We start from the raw sequence: 15425 nt of genomic DNA on the forward strand, positions 1-15425 counted from the left end.
GAACGGGAGTCATACTGACTTGCTTATGCCCAGCAGCACATTCTTGCCGCCACTGGAGTTCTGTCTGGGCACCAGACCCAGCCATGCAGCAAGCTGGCGCCCCTTTGCGAAGCTCTTGGCATCACCGATAGAGGCCACTAGCGCGCTCGCAGTAATCGGACCAATGCCCGGCACGCGCGCGAGCCTGCAGCTGACTTCGTTTTCGCGGTGCATCACCCGGATTTGCGCTTCCAGCTCACGGACCTGGCGGTCGAGTTCCTTCACGTGTTCCAGGAGACGCTCAATCAGCTGCCGAAAGGATCCTGTCAATTCGTTGGTCGCGTCTTCGAGCAAGCCGGGTACTCGCCCGGCGAGGTGTGTGATTCCTTGTGGGATAACAAGCCCAGACTCACTGGAGTTGACCCTGTAATCCCGGACACAGCCTCACACTGAGGTTGCTGAATCTATCGAGCGCCGAAACTCGCGGGGCGAGCGGTATTTCAGCGCGCTATGGGGATGCTTCTCGTTGTAATGCTCGAACGCGATGGCCAGGTTGCGAGCAGCAGTCTCTGCATCCGGCTTCGGCATGAAGGCGACGTAGTCGCGCTTCATGGTTTTTACGAAGCTCTCGGCCATCCCGTTACTTTGCGGGCTGCACACCGGCGTGGTCAATGGCTTCAGGCCTATGCCCACTGCAAATCTCCGCGTGTCGTCGGCAGTGTAGCCCGAGCCGTTGTCGCTCAACCACTCGATTTCGGATGGCGTATGCAGCGCATTGCCGAAGCGATTTTCCACCGCAGCCAGCATCACGTCGCGCACGATGTCGCCGCTATGGCCCGCCGTCGTGGCCGCCCAGCTCATCGCTTCACGGTCGCAGCAGTCCAGCGCGAACGTCACGCGCAGCGGCTCGCCGTTGTCGCAGCGAAACTCGAAGCCGTCCGAGCACCAACGCTGATTGCTGCGCGCTACAGCCACCTTTCCGTCGTGCCGGCGTTGCGGCCGGGGTGGAATCGGTCGACGCTCCATCAGCAGCCCGTGTGCGCGCATGACGCGATAGACTCGCTTGGCATTGAACGGCACCAGCCCAGCCGCAACGCGTTCGTTGCGCAACGTGCCCCAAACCCGTCGATACCCATAGCTGGGCAAATCGCCGACGACACGGCGGATTTCCTCGAGCACGGTCGCATCGTCGGTCTGCTTCGATTGACGGCCATCGCGCCATGTCGCCGGACGCGACATTCTTGCCGATACGTTCGAGCGCGACACGCCGAGAACTTCACAAACCAGCTTCACTGGTCGTCCTCCGGCAGCAAGGGCGAGTGCGCTATCCATTTTTTTGCACGGCCATACTCGACTGCTTCGCGGAGAATCTCGTTCTCCATGGTCTTCTTGCCGAGCATCCGTTGCAGCTCACGAATCTGCTTGAGTGCATCGGCCAGCTCCGACGCCGGAACCACCTCCTCGCCAGCCTTGACCGCTGACAGGCTCCCGTCCTGGTACAGCTTGCGCCAGTGGAACAACTGGTTCGGATTCACGCCGTGCTGGCGCGCAACCATCGAAACCGACTTCCCCGGCTCGAGGCTCTCCCGCACCATCGCCAGCTTCTGCTCCGCCGTCCAGCGCCGCCGACGCTCGGGGCCCGTCAACACTTCCATCACTTCCTGCCCGGTGTTAGTCAAAAACACAGTCTTATGCCTACCCGTTAGTTTAAGCGGGAGACTGTGTCCGGCGATTCAGGGGGCCGCTCCACCTCGGCATCCGCGGCATCATTTTTGTTTGCCTTCGCATACGGCTTCACGAACTGCGGCGCCATCAGGCGCACAGTATGTCCCATGCCCTGCAGCTTTCTAGCCCAGTAATGGGCGCTACCACATGCCTCCATTCCTATAAGACACGCCGGCAGGTTGGCAAAGAACGCCGCCATCTGATCACGCTTTAGCACTTTCTTCAGCACGGTTCGACCGTGCTCATTCACGCCATGAATTGCAAAAACGGTTTTTGCCAAATCAATGCCAATCGTCGCAATATTCATGTTGGGCGCCCTCCTCGATTAAGTGGTAGCTTCGACACTTCCACTTTGTGTCAACGCCGATTGAATTCTGACCCGCCTTTCGGTGATTCGCCGAAGTAAATCTGACCCACCCAGGGCCTGTGTCACGCGGCTGCTTTCGCGCTTGCCCGCGTTCCCGTTTGTCCCGCTTTTCGTTTGTCCTTCAGTCGATAGCTCTCGCCACTGATTTGCACGATGTGGGCGTGATGCAAGAGCCGGTCGAGCATGGCGGCCGTGAGCGTCTGGTCATCAGCAAACGCCGTGGCCCATTGCGTGAACGGCAGGTTGCTCGTCAGCACAATGGAGCCGCGTTCGTATCGTTTGGCAACGACATTAAAGAACAGGTTCGCCTCCTCGCGCCCGAACGGCAAATAACCGATTTCGTCGATGACGAGCAGCCTCGGCCCGATAACCGCCCGGTTGATGAACTCCCGAAGACGATTCTGTTGGCGCGCCGTCGCCAGTTGCATCATCAGGTCGGCGGCTGTGATGAACCGCGTCTTGATACCAGCCTGTGTTGCCCGATATGCCAGTGCGCTGGCGACGTGCGTCTTGCCAACCCCAGATGGGCCGAGCAACACGACGTTCTCGGCCCGCTCGATGAACACCAGACTTCCCAGTTCCTGTATCTGCGCCCGTGGCGCACCGCTGGCGAAGCCGAAGTCGTATTGCTCCAGCGTCTTGATGGCGGGCAACGACGCGAGCTTCGTGAGCGTCTGGCGCTTGCGCTCCTCACGCGCACCGAGTTCCGCCGTTAGCAACTGCTCGAGGAAGTCCGCATGGCTGGCGTCGGTCGTTGCCGTGTGCTGTGCGAGCGCTCCCCAGTCACTGGAGATGCGTTCGAGCTTCAGCTGTTTGCAAAGGCTGGCAATCCGTTCGTGCTGGAGATTCATGCAGCCACCTCCAGCAGCGCGTCATACACCGAAAGCGGATGCTGCAGGCTCTCTCGTGGCAGCACCCGCCGCAGCTTCGCGGGCGCAGGCGCTGGTGCTGATGTCGGCGTGGGCAACGGCAGCAGCGCTGCCTGCTCAAGTGCCAGCCTCGCAACCGGACGCTCGCGCGTGGTGGCGTGCACGCGCACGTTGGCGACTTCCGCGAGCCAACGTCCGATACGCGCATTGGCGGCTTCGACGTCCAGCTTCAGTCCTGACTGCTTGAGTGTGGCTGCGAGCGGCACCACGAAGCTCTCCTTCAGATAGCGGTTGAAGCGTTCGACCTTACCCTTGGTCTTGGCACGATAGGGTTGGCAGACCTTCGGCGTGAAGCCATAGGTTTCGGCAACAGCAAGCAATTGGGTGTTCCATCGATGCTCGCCATCGCCGAACGCATCGCGCTCGACAACCACGGACTTCGCGTTATCGAACAGCACGTGCTCGGGTGTGCCGCCGAAGTAGACGAACGCTTCGCGCAGGCACTCGCACAGCGTGGCAGCGTCCTCACCGGCGGTGAAGCGCACGAAGCTCGCGCGGCTGTATCCGAGCGTCGCGACCAGCGCCAGCAGCGGCGCGCGGCCACGACGGATGACCGTGAAGTCGGCTTGCATCTGCTTGCCCGGCGGTGTCTCGAACCGCACCACCGGCTCGGGCTCTGCACGCTTGTAGGGTGCCAGGAATGCCTTGAGCTGGCTGATACCGCCTTCGTAGCCGGCCTCCTGCAGTTCGCGAAGCAGCACCGTCGCCGGAATCCACTTCGGTCGTGCTGCGGCAACGCGCTCGAGCAGATAGTCCTTGAACGGGTCGAGCTTCATTGGACGTGGCTCACGTTGCCTGTAACGGCCCGCCTGCTCATCGCGCAGATAGCGACGCACCGTGTTGCGCGACAAACCCGTCTGCCGCGCTATCTCGCGCACCGCCGTTCCCCGTCTTGCCAATACCTTGATTTCCACTGCTTGCTCCTGAGTCAGCATCGGCGGCAAAAAGCCGCCATCCTCTCCCAGGTGGGTCAAGTTTACTTCGGCGGGTGGGTCAGTTTTACATCGGCGCTAACAACTTTGGCACACCGATGCCGGTTCGGGTGGGGGCGTCCATTCCATTAGTTTGGGTCGAAAGGGTTGCGTGCGACGTTGAACTGCTGCGATCCGGAAGCGCAAAAAGTTGGACAAAAGGCGGTTCAGGGTTCAGCTGAGAGTCTCCGGTTAGCAGCGGTGGAATAGTCTGCGTGCAAGAAAGTGAGGCGCGAAGCGGAACGCCGTGTCTTGGTGCATTCGACGTTCAACCGCATGCGAGTGCATACAGCACGTGCGCGATGACGGTCACACTGAAATCGCGCTTGCGGGCTGTAAAAGAATTGATGTGAGCCAGAACGGCGCGTGGCAGACCGAAACGACTTGTGGGCTCGAGCATTTCAAGACGCAAAGGAACCCTACTATCGTCCGCACGAGGACGATCGAGTCATGCTGACGATCCCAGCTACACGGAGAATTAAGTCATGCCTTTGTATAGCCCACTTTGATTTGGGCAATTAACATGCGCTGCCTTAGCGCGCGAGATTTAAATTCCGCGAGCAACGCCATACCATGCTTAACGGAGCGCAAGGCTTCAGCAAGGATCGGAAACGGTTGAACGATCAGTGAGTCGCCGGTGAACATCATTGCGCTGGCCAACAGTGCCGCTTTGGATATCTTGTGAGCATTGCGACGTGAGACGTCTCAAAGGTGCCGCAGGGCAGTCAGAGGATAGACCGTCGGTGCCGGTGGCGCGGTGTAAAAAGGGGGGCACACAGCGCGCTCCGTATGCGAGTGAATAGTGTGCGGAGTTCGTATTAACAGTATGAGAAAAATCAAGTGCTTTCTTCGCGCGCCATGTGATCGTGCGCGCTCGTGCTGCAGCGGCGCCACCCCTGGTTAGCAGACTCGTTGTGAGTTCGCTCATAGTAATCGCCTCGGGGGGCGTCGCCAAGTCCTCTGGAGCCTAGCATAAAAGAATAGCCCCACGCCGAGGTCGGTTACCAAACCGATGCGAAGCGGCGGTTCGTTGCTCACCGCCGTTCGTGACGATCAGCCTTCGAAAGAGTTGATTTTATCATCTGTGCGTTGCACGATCGCCGCGAGAACGGCCATCATGGTTGCGTAGAAAGACACCGTGCTCTTCAGATCGAATGTCTCAACCGTCAGCCCGAAGACGAAGAACATAAGGACGAAGGACAGGCCCATGAGCGCCGTGCGTCGCGTTGTCCTCGATGCGGACTTGAGCTTCGCCGCGAAAAAGACCGCCGGCACGACGTAGATCGCAAGCAGGGCAAGGCCGCCCACAATGCCGTAGTTGGCCATGTAAGCGAGAAACTGGTTGTGCACTTCGCCTTCTCCGAACGTTGCCGCGGTAGGGGTCAGCGCACCTTGCTTTGCCATCAAAGTCATCTTGTCGCGAAACCCGTCGCCACCGAGTCCAAGCACCGGATTTTCGGCAATCAGCGTCGCAGCCGCTTCATAGAGCTGCAGACGGATGCCGACTGATGTGTCGCGGTGACCTTGCGTGTACTGGGTCAGGTCGGACGACACCCCGTTCACGCGATCGCGCACTGTCCCCGAGAGGCCGTACACGAGCCCGAGTAGCACCGCAACCGTCACAGGCATGAGGACCTTCCAGTGAAACGACTTGTTGCGCCCGAGTTCCCAGACGATCAGCAAGGCAACAAGCGGGATCGCCGCCCAGCCTCCGCGCGCGCCAGACAACATCGAAACAGCAAGGCCCGCAAACAGGCCCGCGACCTTGAGCGCTCGCCAGAGCGCCGAGTCCTTGCGCCACCAGTTCATTGCGATCGCCGACAGCACGCCGAGCGCGAGTGCGAGATCGCCAAAATGGATCGGGTTCAGGAAAGAACTGCCGATGCGACCTTCGCCCCAATCGCGCGGCATAAAAAGGGCGAGCGCGAGCGCGGACAGGGCTCCCAGCGTAAAGGAGAGGTCCGCCCACACGAAGATTCGCGGCGGCGCGCGCCGCAGGGCGAGAAAGATCGGGATCGCGAGCAGGAACCGCGACGGCGAGTCCCAGGTTTTGAACATGGGATGCCCGTGCGAGAGCGTGCTGAGCGCGACGGCCGCAACGGGGGCGCAAAGGGCGATGCATAACGCGAGTTCGTAACGCTCAAGCCGCGCATAGCCATAGGGCGCGCCTGCGGGCCGCGAGCAGAGTGCCACCAGCGAAATGACACCCGCACCGATCGATACGGCGCTCGAAGCGCCTTGCACGAGCATGGCAATCGAGGGAAAGGCGAGCAGGAAAGCCGCGGTCAGCCAGTCGCTTGGCGCGGTGCGTCGGGAATCAATCGTAACTGCTGTCGGCATCACTACACTGCTGTTATCTGTATGGGAGGGCGGTTGTTTGGACTACGTCCCCGTGTTACGTCCTCACTACGCAGCTTTGTGGGTGCGAAGCTTGACGAGAATCGCACTATTGTACGCGGACATTTTCCACATTCGAGTCCACCCCTGGAAAACTGTGCACTACTTTGGTGAACGCGACCGTCCGGATAAAAATCGGGAGCAAACGGAACGCGTACGTTTTATAGCCGCGAACGAGGAGCGCGCACATCGCCCACAGGTATGAAGATTCACTACACCTCCCCGCCATTGGGCTACACTGCGCGCGCCGCGCATGTTTCCAGCCCCCGCCATAGTCTCAGCCATGCTTCGTTCCCTTGCCGCCCTCCTGATCTTCCAGTGTCTCGGCGAGAGCGTGTCCTACGTGTTCTCGCTGCCCGTGCCCGGTCCCGTGATCGGCATGCTGCTCCTGTTCGCCTTCGCGTTGATGCGGCCCGCCGCCGCCGAGGCCATCGAGCCGACCGCGCTCGAATTGCTGCGCCATCTCTCACTACTCTTCATTCCGGCGGGCGTCGGCATCATGGTGTCCGCGCAGGCCGTACGCGGCGAGGCGTTCGCCGTGATCGCGAGCCTCGTCGTGAGCACGACGCTCGGCATCGCGGTGACGGCGCTCGTCACGCGCGCGCTGCTGCGTCGCCAACGACGCAACCCAACGGCCGGGGAGGGCGCATCGTGAATAGTCGCCTGCCCATCACGAAACTCGACGCCATCTGGGTCTATCTCGCCGCCACGCCGCTGCTCGGCTTGACGGTCACGCTCGTCGCCTATCTCATCGCCATCAATATTTACGCGCGTGCGAAGCACAATCCGCTCGCGAACCCGGTCTTGATTGCCGTGGCGCTCGTCGTAACCGCGCTCAAGATTACGGATACGCCGTATCGCACGTATTTCGAGGGCGCCCAGTTCGTGCACTTCCTGCTCGGTCCCGCCACGGTTGCGCTCGCGCTGCCGCTCTATCGTCAGTGGGGCAAGCTAAAGCGCGGCGCGTTGCCGTTGCTTGGCGGGCTCGTTGCGGGCTCGCTCACGGCGATCGTGTCGGCGGTCGGCGTCGCGAAGCTCTTCGGCGCCTCGCATCAGACCATTGCCTCGCTCGCGCCGAAGTCCGTTACCACTCCTATCGCGATGGCCGTCGCCGACAAGATCGGCGGCATCCCATCGCTCACCGCCGTGCTCGTGATCTCGACGGGCGTGTTCGGCGCGGTGACCGCGCGCTGGATTCTCAACGTGATTCGCGTGCGAGAGACCGAGGTGCGCGGCTTCGCGATCGGCGTCGCGTCGCACGGCATCGGCACCGCGCGTGCGTTTCAGGTGAGCGAGGAAATGGGGGCGTTTTCCGGGCTCGGCATGGGTCTCAACGGTGTGTTCACCGCGTTTGTCGTGCCTGTGTTGCTGCCGGTCCTGCTGCGGTGGATGTAGAAAATTTTCGGCGCTGGTGGGCGTACTGCTCCAGTAGGAGCCTCGGCACACCGGTGGTTTAGGCGCCTAAACGGCTAAACCCGGAATGGCGCTGTTTCGGTGTAGCTTTTGCCCGAATTTCGGCTCGCGAGCGGTGCTATCCTTCGTTTCAAGCGTTTCACACCTTGATGCGTGAGACTATCCCATTAAGAACAAGGACTTACCAGCACTCGGGGGGCGCTTTCGTTTAGGCGCCTAAACGAGATAGTTGCTTAAAATGGGTCAATTTGACGTGATTCTGGTAAAATTCGATAGAATTATTAACCTATTTATCGATAATACGTCCAAATAACGATTCCCAGCGTGCTGCGGCTGACACTAATTCGAGGCAACTAAGTTTCATGAGCACGGAACCGAAAACCACCTCCAAGGCAATACCCAACAAGGTAACTGCCAGAGCCGTCCACAAAAGAATGCGCGCTGAAGGCGCTTCGCACTACGCGCTAGGCTGCTTCTATAGAGACATGCTCACAAGGCGCCTGTGGTCGTCGCAAAGTGATTTGGCGAGATCGCTCGAGATTTCCAAGTCGAACATTTCAAAAGCGATCGCTCTTACGCGCATCCCGATGGAAGTCGTCGAGGCTGTCGGCGGGGCGAAGCACGTTAGCTTCCGGATCGGTGAACTGCTGCTGAGCGCGATCGATAAGTTTGGTGCAGCAATGTTTATCTCGCGCGTACGCGAAGCGGTGCGCGCGGGCTTCGTCGCACTAGATGACATCCTTGAGTTCGCAGTTTTCGACCGACTCCCAAGACCCACGCCGAGAGCGGTACGCGTCCGCCTGGCACGCGACAAAAAGTCCTTGCGCCTAGATATCCCTGACCTCGATCAATTGTTGCCGCATCTTTCCGATCTGGAAGAATTTATTGTAAGAAACTTCATCTTCTTCAAAATTGGCCTGTCGGACCGTCAAAATGCGGCCGCTGAGAGTGCGCAACGCCGGCTCAGAATGGCCGCGTCCCGAGCTAAAGTCGGACCGCCAAACATTAAGCCGCGTCGCGAAGTTTAGGGCGGCTCTGCGGATACCGAAATTTAAACGGGGACGACATACTCTCGGCCCTCGGTTGATTTTCTCGAGGAGACTCACGATTGCTCTCGCTTTCATGTCTGACTTGCAACGCTCACCGGTCTTGATCGCGCCCGGTGAAAGCAAACGACATGTGATCCGTTGCGCGCATTCCTGAAGCAGACTTCGACCTCAGTCGAATAACAATACGGGGCGATATTCGTTCCATCTCCGCCATGATAGCCCGCAACGTCTGCGGACCATGACTTCTCTTTCCGTGCTACGTCGCAAGTACACGACAATGCACATGCTGACCGACAACATCACTCGCCGCATCCACGGATTGGGGCGCGCGGCCGCTAGCCCACGAACGCGTTTTCTGAGCAAGCTCTCCGGGATTCGTGATGGCACGCGCGCTGAACGTAAGCTGCGGGCGGCGATTCGTCTATTCGTCTAGCAAATCGGCGCGGTACATGTTCGCGAATCGCCCTCTATCGCTTCTGTCGGCGCCCGGCAGAGACGCACTCCAACTTCGTGTGCTGCGGCACACGTGTGCGTTTCGCGAGATGACACCGGCGCTTCTCTTCTTCGCCTTTCGCTTGGTCTGACTACTGAGCGCTACGGATGCGCTGGGTGTATTTAGATGCCTCTAGTGGGCTTGCATCGTTCGCACGCCCGACAACCTGTCTGGCATTTTCCTTTCTGAGTCTCTGAATACGGCTCAGCGGGCGGTAATCGCTTCCATGCAGCCTGAAGCGTCTGGGGCTTCGCATGCTGGATCGGTGCGTACTTGGTTCGAGCTAACGGCTCGACGTCCGCGCTAGTGCGGATCGGTTGTCATTTTGCAAGCTGAGACGCGGATTGCTGCGACGGAAGTTCGGGGGCAGGGCGTGAGGCGCTACAGGCGAACGAAAGCCCCTCCTTTCTTGTGAGCATTCGCCGACTTCCCCTGGCGTCTTGCTCGATAGACTGAATCCAGCAAAGTCGGAGTTTTCCGTGGAATGCATTGCGAAGCAGTCGGCGCGTGCAGGTCCGAGTTTTTAGGAAAACGAAGCGAAGGAAAAAATCATCTCCGACTTTCGCACAATCCTGTCACCACCACGCTCAAGGACACCGAACTTGAAAACCCCCGTCTTCGCCGTTGATGTCGGCTATGGCAACACGAAGTACGCATACCGCGATGCGAATGGCGCGGTCACCACCGGCATATTCCCGTCACTCGCGCCGCTGGCCGCGAGCCGCGCGCTTTCAGCTTACGGTGAGAGCGTGTTTCCCACCCGCAAGGTCGCAAAGATCTCGATCGGCGGCATCGAATACGAAGTCGGCCCCGATGTGCCGATAACTGCGGCTTACGGCAGGACAGGCCGCGCGCTCGCAGACGCCTATGTGTCGACCGACAACTATGCGGCGTTGCTTTTTGGCGCGTTTCATTTCGCCGGTGTCACCCACATCGAGCGCCTTGTCTTGGGTCTGTCCGTTCACAACCTGGAAACATATTCGACGGAGCTAAAACTGCAGTTCGCCGGAGAACATGACTTTGGCCACGGCCGCGTCGTGGTCGAGAAGGTGGTGGTCATCCCTCAGCCTCTGGGTTCGCTTGCGTTTGCGGCCAGCGGACGCCGCGGTGGCTTTGGACGTGACGATGCGCACCTTCTCGTCGATGTAGGCTATTTCACGACGGACTGGATCTGTGCGAGAGGCTTCACGATGGACGACAACCGCAGTGGCGGCATTCCCGGTGGCGCGTCACACGTTTGTCAACGCATCGCAAAACTCATTTCACGCGACGAAGGCGAGCAGGTCGACGACATCGAACGTATCGACAAGGCGTTGCGAGAGAGGGCTCCCTTCTATTTCTATGGCAAGAAGATCGATCTCGCACGGTATGTCGCATTGGCCGACCCGATCATGGCCAGCCTTGCGACCGAAATGCAGAACGAAGTCGGTCGCTTGCACGACATCCGCTCGATCATTCTTTCGGGCGGAGGTGCAGCGCTCTACAGCATTGCAATACGGCACACGTTCCCGCGTGCTGTCATCGAACTGATCGACTCGCCATGCCTCGCAAACGCGCGCGGATTCCTGCTCGTCGGGGAGGCTGGACTCGCGCGTGAACGGGGGGCGACATGAACAACAAAATTGAGATGACGATTACGATCAATCCTCTTGTTTCGCCGCTGCTGTACGAACGATTGAGCCGCTGCACTACGCCTCGCGAACGCGCAACCGTATTCAGGTCGCTTGCCGAGGCGGAGCTTCGTGAACAGTTGATGCAGCGTACGCGAGCATCACAGCTCGGATCCGTATTGTCCACGTCGGCGCACCCCAAAACGTCGAGGTTATCAGCGAAGGACGCGAGCGCGACCGAAGGCTTCCAGACTTTGACCACAGATGATGCGGCGCACCTTGCGCCGAAGTTCAGCGTAGAACTGCTCAATCAACTGGCCGGGTACCTCGACTAGCTACGCGAACTTGACTTTCCCAACAGCGTGCAAGGATGAGTTCAGACCCGGGTGACGCAGCGCGTCGCGCTGTGCACCCGGGTGTCTACGTCAAGGAAAAAATCGACATGGAATATGAACGCCTCTTTGCCATCCTGCATGGACAACGCCTCGACGAACCCCTTTCCTGGGTCTATCTCGCAGCCCTGGCCGCAGTTGCGATCGCCGGCTGGAAAGTCGGCGGCGTTCTTTTCGACGCGTGCCACAGGTCGGGGAAAGAATGATGGAGAGATTCGGGAGAGCAGCGAGAGATTTCATGAACTGGCACTGGCTCTTGCGCCGCGCAGTGATCGCGGTGACCTGTCATCTGCTCGCATTCCTCGGGGTGCGGTTCTACGCGGAAGGAATGCAACAAAGCGGCAAGTTTCTCTTTACCATTGGCAGTGTGGGATTTAGCTGGGCCATCGGATTCCTGTATCTGATACGAATGGCATTTTCCCTGCTTCTCCGGTGTCGACGCATGTTCATGTGAGTCCTGATAGTGCAGATGGGCCACGAAGATGTGGCTCGAACAGAAGGAAAGACCACCGCCCGCTTTCGCCCCGCCGCGGTGATATCTTTTAACTAGGTGTCATCTGCGGACGGAGAATGACGATGGGTTGGAGTTTCTTCGCACTGGCTGTCGGGCTCGTGCTGTGCGCATTCGGCCTGGTCATGAACCGCAACGGTCGCAAGGTCGACCGCGAACGCGCAAGCCGAGGGCGGCGATACAACGGAGACTGAATGCGGGTTTTCCAAGCTAGTAGCAAGAGTTAGCGTGTGCGCGAATCTTGTCACGCATAGCGTGTGCGGCGCGCTTGTTGGCAACAGGCGACTCCGCAAGCACAGGCGCGCATGTCGGATAGTGAAATGATCGGTGCTATCCCAGCGTCGCTGTGAAGGGACTGAAACGTGGTTTGATACATCTTCTTTTCGAAACAATTATGAAGAATCACGACTGAAATAGATTAAATTGTTGCAAAAAAACAATTAAAGTTGCAGGCGCCTGCAACTTTTTCACCGGAAAGGTCGATGTCATATCATTGATTTGAAAGGAAATTCGCAATTCTGAGGGGTTTTTGAGGGTGTGGGATATTTGGGAGAAAGCCAACGCCCCTCGGCGACGAACGGCGAATCAAAAGCTGCAAGAAAAGCGTCATCATTTCGCCAAAAGCCCTGCAGGCGCCTGCAAATCCTGGTCGCGCCTCTCGATCGCACGATGGTTCAAAATAGCTCGGCTTGGTTTTCTAGCGATGTTTGTTGCGTTGGGTCTGTGCTGTCTTGGCATCATCTTGGATCGCGGCGGTCAGCAAAGCTGAGTGCACGTGCAAACAGAGCGTGTCCACTCCGTGTCGAATACCTGTGGGTTTCGCCGTTTTTGCTTTGATTGTCCGATTGGCCATCTGCAGGTACGGCGGCTATGTGACGAGGAAGGGCCGGGAGGCGGATCGCGAACGGCCATCGCATTCGGACTGAACGGACGACGGCCGCGTGAGCCGCAACTGTCTATTCATTGCCGCGCGCTTGGTGCGGCTTTAGAATTTTTTCTGAGAGGCTATCGTGGGATGGACGCTTGCCCGCGGGAGGCGGGGGCGGCTCACAATGGCCGTGGAGGTGAGCCGCCGCCGTGCTACCCTATAACTCGATACCGTCCACGGCTGGAGAACGACGATGGGCTGGAGTTTTGGTGCGCTGGGAGTCGCTGTCTTACTTGCCGCGTTGGGCCTGGTGATGAACCGCAACGGTCGCAGGGCCAACCGCGAACGTGTAACCCGTGGACGATGATTCAACGGAGACTGAATATGGGTTTCGGCATTGTCGCGATGATCGTCGCGTTGGGACTGTGCGGTATTGCCATGATCATGGAGCGCAACGGTCGCAAGGCTGACAGCAAACGTGCCAAAAGAGAACGTCTAGTCCGCGGAGAATAATCATGAATTTTGGACTCTTCGCTCTGGCTATCGCGTTGTCCTTCTCCTTTTACGGTGGCTATATGGTGAAGAAGGGCCGTGAGGCGGATCGTGCGCGCCGCTCGCGGTTGCAGTAAATGGGCACGGGCAGCCTTACTCTAAACACTGCTATAGTCTACTGACAGGGACGATACTGGGCTGGGGTTTCGCGGCCTGGCAGTCGCCATCAAACTCAGCGCGTTTGCCTTGGTTTTGGACCGTGGCGGTCGCAAGGCAGACCACGAATGTGCAAACAGAGGGCATTCACTCCACGGGGAATGAGCATGGGTTTTTCACTTTTTACTCTTTGTGTCGGGTTGGTTATCTACTTTTACGGTGGCTATATGGTGAAAAAGAGCCGTGAGGCAGATCGTGAGCGCCGCGTGCGTTGGCACTGAGCGAACGACTGCTGTTTCAGCTTTCACTATCGATTTCAATCAAGGCCGCGTTTTCGTACGCGGCCTTCTGTATTTCTGGCCGGTTTCGTGGATTCGATGCTTGGACTCCTGCGCCCTGCACCCCGTGCGTTACACCTGTCGGCGTAACCGACAAACCTCGCAGCCTGTCTTGCGTAGAAGGTGCGAAGGAGCGTTGCCTGCGTCGGTGCCTTACCCGGAGCCGCTCGCTGGTTGTGACATCACGGCGAATTAACGGAACGTGAAGAACGCTGCGTTCCAACGCGGTGCCGGTTCTTGGCATGTGCCGACGCCATTCCATTTGAAAACCGTAGCCACTCCCTAACGTCGGTGCTGCCGGTGTCTTGGCTGGTATCGTTCTGTTGTCATTTAGACATCCTGATGACATTCTCCGCCGCAAGCTTGACTTTGCGACGGTAGCGGAATACTAGGCTGGCGAACGTCCTCCGGAACGAGGCGATCGCTAACCTCGCTAACAGGAGAGTTGAGATGATGTTCGATGAAACGCCTCGATGCCAGCGTGTCCGGGATCTCGGGTTTGCTGAACACAGATGCGGTGTTGAGATGACGCACGGACTGCACGACGAACCATGCGTCTTCAATGGGGCAGAGGATGGTTTGCGTTGTCGCCGTTGCTTGATCGGATGCGTTGACAAACGGGACAGCTGGATAGCTTCCTATGTCCGTATGAGGCTAAGAATGATGGCGGGCGATATCTTTTCGGTATCCCGCCACACCACCGACGTCGCTGCGCGTGCGTTGCAGGATCGTTTCTTCTCGGATACAGATGTCGCGCTGAAACGAATCCTTGATCTTGCCGCTCTACGGTATCTGCGCGATGGTTCGATTACTGTCACGCAGGAGGACGTGACGGACGCGTTGCGCTTGTTAGTCATGGAGGCCAGCCGCCCGTGAAGAGTCGGGCAGGCGAGAGTCTGGATCCGAATCGGCAGACGTTAGGCCGTGCATAAACCGATCGACGGACACTGAGTGGAAGTGTGCCGTCGATCCCCCTTGTTGCGGCGTCGACGCCATGTTGCGTTGAAAGCCCTTAATCGAGCGCTGCTGCCTTCGTCCGCTTACGGTTCGTCGCCGGGGCGAATTCGGCACGCCACTCATCCTGCGAAATGTACGGTAGTCCGAGTGCCTCAGCGACGCGTTTGAACGCACCCGCTGTGTCGAGAAGATCGCGCTGGGCGATCACCTTGTGGGCGAGTCCATGCATGATTTTCTCGGGTGCGCCATTGAGTCGCGCCGCGGTCAATTCGGTTTCGAAATCGACAGCGCGGTTCAAGACAGCCGCGATCGGCATCTTGAATTGCTGAGCTTTCGCAAAAGACGTCGATTCCGGAAGCGTCGCCTCGGGCGACAGCGCGATCTCTGCTTCACGCGCATATTCGGCCACGATGGGGTAGACCTCCTCGAGGGTGGCGTTCGCTGGGGCGTCGGTACACAGTATCCGGATGCAGGACGCAGCCACACCCGCTGCACTTAGTTCCACAAGCGTTTCTACGGCAGCCTGCTGTGATGCGGTGTCCGGAGACGTCGACACGATGATCGTTTTCAGTTCGGTAAGAACAGGGCGCCTTGCCTGGATGAATGCGATCATGGCTTTCCGGTCTTCAGGCGTCACGTCGATAATCCCCCTAGATAGCGTCAAGCAGGATGGCCGGTTTACCGACAATCATTTTGGCCGGTCGACCGGGGTGATTGTCGGTGGTTATTCGGTCATGGTTGTCGCTCCTTCCTGATGATTGTCGCTGGATGATTGTCG

General features: G+C 58.8%; 17 protein-coding genes and 2 pseudogenes. 11 read left to right on the forward strand and 8 right to left on the reverse strand.

Features of this window, described 5'->3' with window-relative positions:
• Positions 1-18 precede the first annotated feature (18 nt).
• From AB4Y36_RS19335 to AB4Y36_RS19365, 7 genes and pseudogenes are all read right to left on the reverse strand, one after another.
• Positions 19-393 (reverse strand): annotated as a pseudogene (locus AB4Y36_RS19335) (transposase); the annotation flags it as partial.
• 30 nt (positions 394-423) lie between these two features.
• Positions 424-1634, reverse strand: a protein-coding gene (locus AB4Y36_RS19340; protein ID WP_368605357.1) for an IS3 family transposase whose coding sequence is annotated in 2 segments (ribosomal slippage) — positions 424-1319 and positions 1319-1634 — 1212 coding nt in all. Because the reading frame shifts where the segments join, the coding sequence is not laid out codon by codon here.
• Positions 1635-1729: 95 nt separating this feature from the next.
• Positions 1730-2011 (reverse strand): annotated as a pseudogene (locus AB4Y36_RS19345) (transposase); the annotation flags it as partial.
• 122 nt (positions 2012-2133) lie between these two features.
• On the reverse strand, positions 2134-2922 hold the full coding sequence (gene istB, locus AB4Y36_RS19350) for an IS21-like element helper ATPase IstB (RefSeq protein ID WP_368683841.1): 789 nt from the start codon (positions 2920-2922) through the stop codon (positions 2134-2136).
• Positions 2919-3935 carry an IS21 family transposase gene (istA, locus tag AB4Y36_RS19355; protein WP_368683857.1) on the reverse strand — a complete coding sequence of 339 codons (1017 nt, stop codon included), beginning with the start codon at positions 3933-3935 and terminating at the stop codon, positions 2919-2921. The genes istB and istA overlap by 4 nt, the downstream gene beginning before the upstream one ends.
• 519 nt (positions 3936-4454) lie before the next feature.
• Positions 4455-4619 (reverse strand): hypothetical protein, encoded by a 165-nt coding sequence (locus tag AB4Y36_RS19360; protein WP_368683842.1) that lies wholly within the window; start codon positions 4617-4619, stop codon positions 4455-4457.
• Positions 4620-5024: 405 nt separating this feature from the next.
• On the reverse strand, positions 5025-5942 hold the full coding sequence (locus tag AB4Y36_RS19365) for an O-antigen ligase family protein (RefSeq protein ID WP_368603865.1): 918 nt from the start codon (positions 5940-5942) through the stop codon (positions 5025-5027).
• 709 nt (positions 5943-6651) lie between these two features.
• Between AB4Y36_RS19365 and AB4Y36_RS19370 the strand changes: the two genes are divergently transcribed.
• From AB4Y36_RS19370 to AB4Y36_RS19420, 11 genes are all read left to right on the forward strand, one after another.
• Positions 6652-7023: a CidA/LrgA family protein gene (locus AB4Y36_RS19370; RefSeq protein ID WP_254320353.1), complete on the forward strand. Its 372-nt coding sequence runs from the start codon at positions 6652-6654 to the stop codon at positions 7021-7023.
• Positions 7020-7763 carry an LrgB family protein gene (locus AB4Y36_RS19375; RefSeq protein WP_368683843.1) on the forward strand — a complete coding sequence of 248 codons (744 nt, stop codon included), beginning with the start codon at positions 7020-7022 and terminating at the stop codon, positions 7761-7763. Before AB4Y36_RS19370 ends, AB4Y36_RS19375 begins: the two co-directional genes overlap by 4 nt.
• Positions 7764-8143: 380 nt before the next feature.
• On the forward strand, positions 8144-8809 hold the full coding sequence (locus AB4Y36_RS19380; RefSeq protein ID WP_368683844.1) for a hypothetical protein: 666 nt from the start codon (positions 8144-8146) through the stop codon (positions 8807-8809).
• A 304-nt stretch (positions 8810-9113) separates the two neighbouring features.
• Positions 9114-9263: a hypothetical protein gene (locus tag AB4Y36_RS19385; RefSeq protein WP_342947815.1), complete on the forward strand. Its 150-nt coding sequence runs from the start codon at positions 9114-9116 to the stop codon at positions 9261-9263.
• Positions 9264-9925: 662 nt separating this feature from the next.
• Complete coding sequence (locus AB4Y36_RS19390; protein ID WP_368683845.1) at positions 9926-10936, forward strand: PRTRC system protein D; 1011 nt, start codon at positions 9926-9928, stop codon at positions 10934-10936.
• On the forward strand, positions 10933-11268 hold the full coding sequence (locus tag AB4Y36_RS19395; RefSeq protein ID WP_342947817.1) for a hypothetical protein: 336 nt from the start codon (positions 10933-10935) through the stop codon (positions 11266-11268). The genes AB4Y36_RS19390 and AB4Y36_RS19395 overlap by 4 nt, the downstream gene beginning before the upstream one ends.
• 107 nt (positions 11269-11375) lie before the next feature.
• The gene (locus tag AB4Y36_RS19400) at positions 11376-11531 is read left to right on the forward strand and encodes a hypothetical protein (RefSeq protein WP_342947818.1); all 156 of its coding nucleotides are present in this window, start codon (positions 11376-11378) and stop codon (positions 11529-11531) included.
• Positions 11532-11563: 32 nt separating this feature from the next.
• On the forward strand, positions 11564-11779 hold the full coding sequence (locus AB4Y36_RS19405) for a hypothetical protein (RefSeq protein WP_368683846.1): 216 nt from the start codon (positions 11564-11566) through the stop codon (positions 11777-11779).
• A gap of 122 nt (positions 11780-11901) precedes the next feature.
• Positions 11902-12030 (forward strand): hypothetical protein, encoded by a 129-nt coding sequence (locus AB4Y36_RS19410; protein WP_342947820.1) that lies wholly within the window; start codon positions 11902-11904, stop codon positions 12028-12030.
• Positions 12031-13088: 1058 nt separating this feature from the next.
• Positions 13089-13217 carry a hypothetical protein gene (locus AB4Y36_RS19415; protein WP_342947821.1) on the forward strand — a complete coding sequence of 43 codons (129 nt, stop codon included), beginning with the start codon at positions 13089-13091 and terminating at the stop codon, positions 13215-13217.
• A 923-nt stretch (positions 13218-14140) separates the two neighbouring features.
• Positions 14141-14566 (forward strand): hypothetical protein, encoded by a 426-nt coding sequence (locus AB4Y36_RS19420; protein WP_368683847.1) that lies wholly within the window; start codon positions 14141-14143, stop codon positions 14564-14566.
• A 136-nt stretch (positions 14567-14702) separates the two neighbouring features.
• On the opposite strand, the gene AB4Y36_RS19425 is transcribed toward AB4Y36_RS19420, so the two are convergent.
• Positions 14703-15260 (reverse strand): hypothetical protein, encoded by a 558-nt coding sequence (locus tag AB4Y36_RS19425; protein WP_368683848.1) that lies wholly within the window; start codon positions 15258-15260, stop codon positions 14703-14705.
• Between the last annotated feature and the right edge of the window lie 165 nt (positions 15261-15425).

Source organism: Paraburkholderia sp. BR10936 (assembly GCF_040965735.1).
GTDB classification, from domain to species: Bacteria; Pseudomonadota; Gammaproteobacteria; order Burkholderiales; family Burkholderiaceae; genus Paraburkholderia; species Paraburkholderia nodosa_A.

Coding starts and splice junctions, on each gene's coding strand:
- istB (WP_368683841.1), bottom strand. CDS start 2,922: ATGAATCTCCAGCACGAACGGATTGCCAGCCTTTGCAAACAGCTGAAG.
- istA (WP_368683857.1), bottom strand. CDS start 3,935: ATGCTGACTCAGGAGCAAGCAGTGGAAATCAAGGTATTGGCAAGACGG.
- AB4Y36_RS19360 (WP_368683842.1), bottom strand. CDS start 4,619: ATGATGTTCACCGGCGACTCACTGATCGTTCAACCGTTTCCGATCCTT.
- AB4Y36_RS19370 (WP_254320353.1), top strand. CDS start 6,652: ATGCTTCGTTCCCTTGCCGCCCTCCTGATCTTCCAGTGTCTCGGCGAG.
- AB4Y36_RS19380 (WP_368683844.1), top strand. CDS start 8,144: ATGAGCACGGAACCGAAAACCACCTCCAAGGCAATACCCAACAAGGTA.
- AB4Y36_RS19385 (WP_342947815.1), top strand. CDS start 9,114: ATGCTGACCGACAACATCACTCGCCGCATCCACGGATTGGGGCGCGCG.
- AB4Y36_RS19395 (WP_342947817.1), top strand. CDS start 10,933: ATGAACAACAAAATTGAGATGACGATTACGATCAATCCTCTTGTTTCG.
- AB4Y36_RS19400 (WP_342947818.1), top strand. CDS start 11,376: ATGGAATATGAACGCCTCTTTGCCATCCTGCATGGACAACGCCTCGAC.
- AB4Y36_RS19405 (WP_368683846.1), top strand. CDS start 11,564: ATGAACTGGCACTGGCTCTTGCGCCGCGCAGTGATCGCGGTGACCTGT.
- AB4Y36_RS19410 (WP_342947820.1), top strand. CDS start 11,902: ATGGGTTGGAGTTTCTTCGCACTGGCTGTCGGGCTCGTGCTGTGCGCA.
- AB4Y36_RS19415 (WP_342947821.1), top strand. CDS start 13,089: ATGGGTTTCGGCATTGTCGCGATGATCGTCGCGTTGGGACTGTGCGGT.
- AB4Y36_RS19420 (WP_368683847.1), top strand. CDS start 14,141: ATGATGTTCGATGAAACGCCTCGATGCCAGCGTGTCCGGGATCTCGGG.
- AB4Y36_RS19425 (WP_368683848.1), bottom strand. CDS start 15,260: ATGATCGCATTCATCCAGGCAAGGCGCCCTGTTCTTACCGAACTGAAA.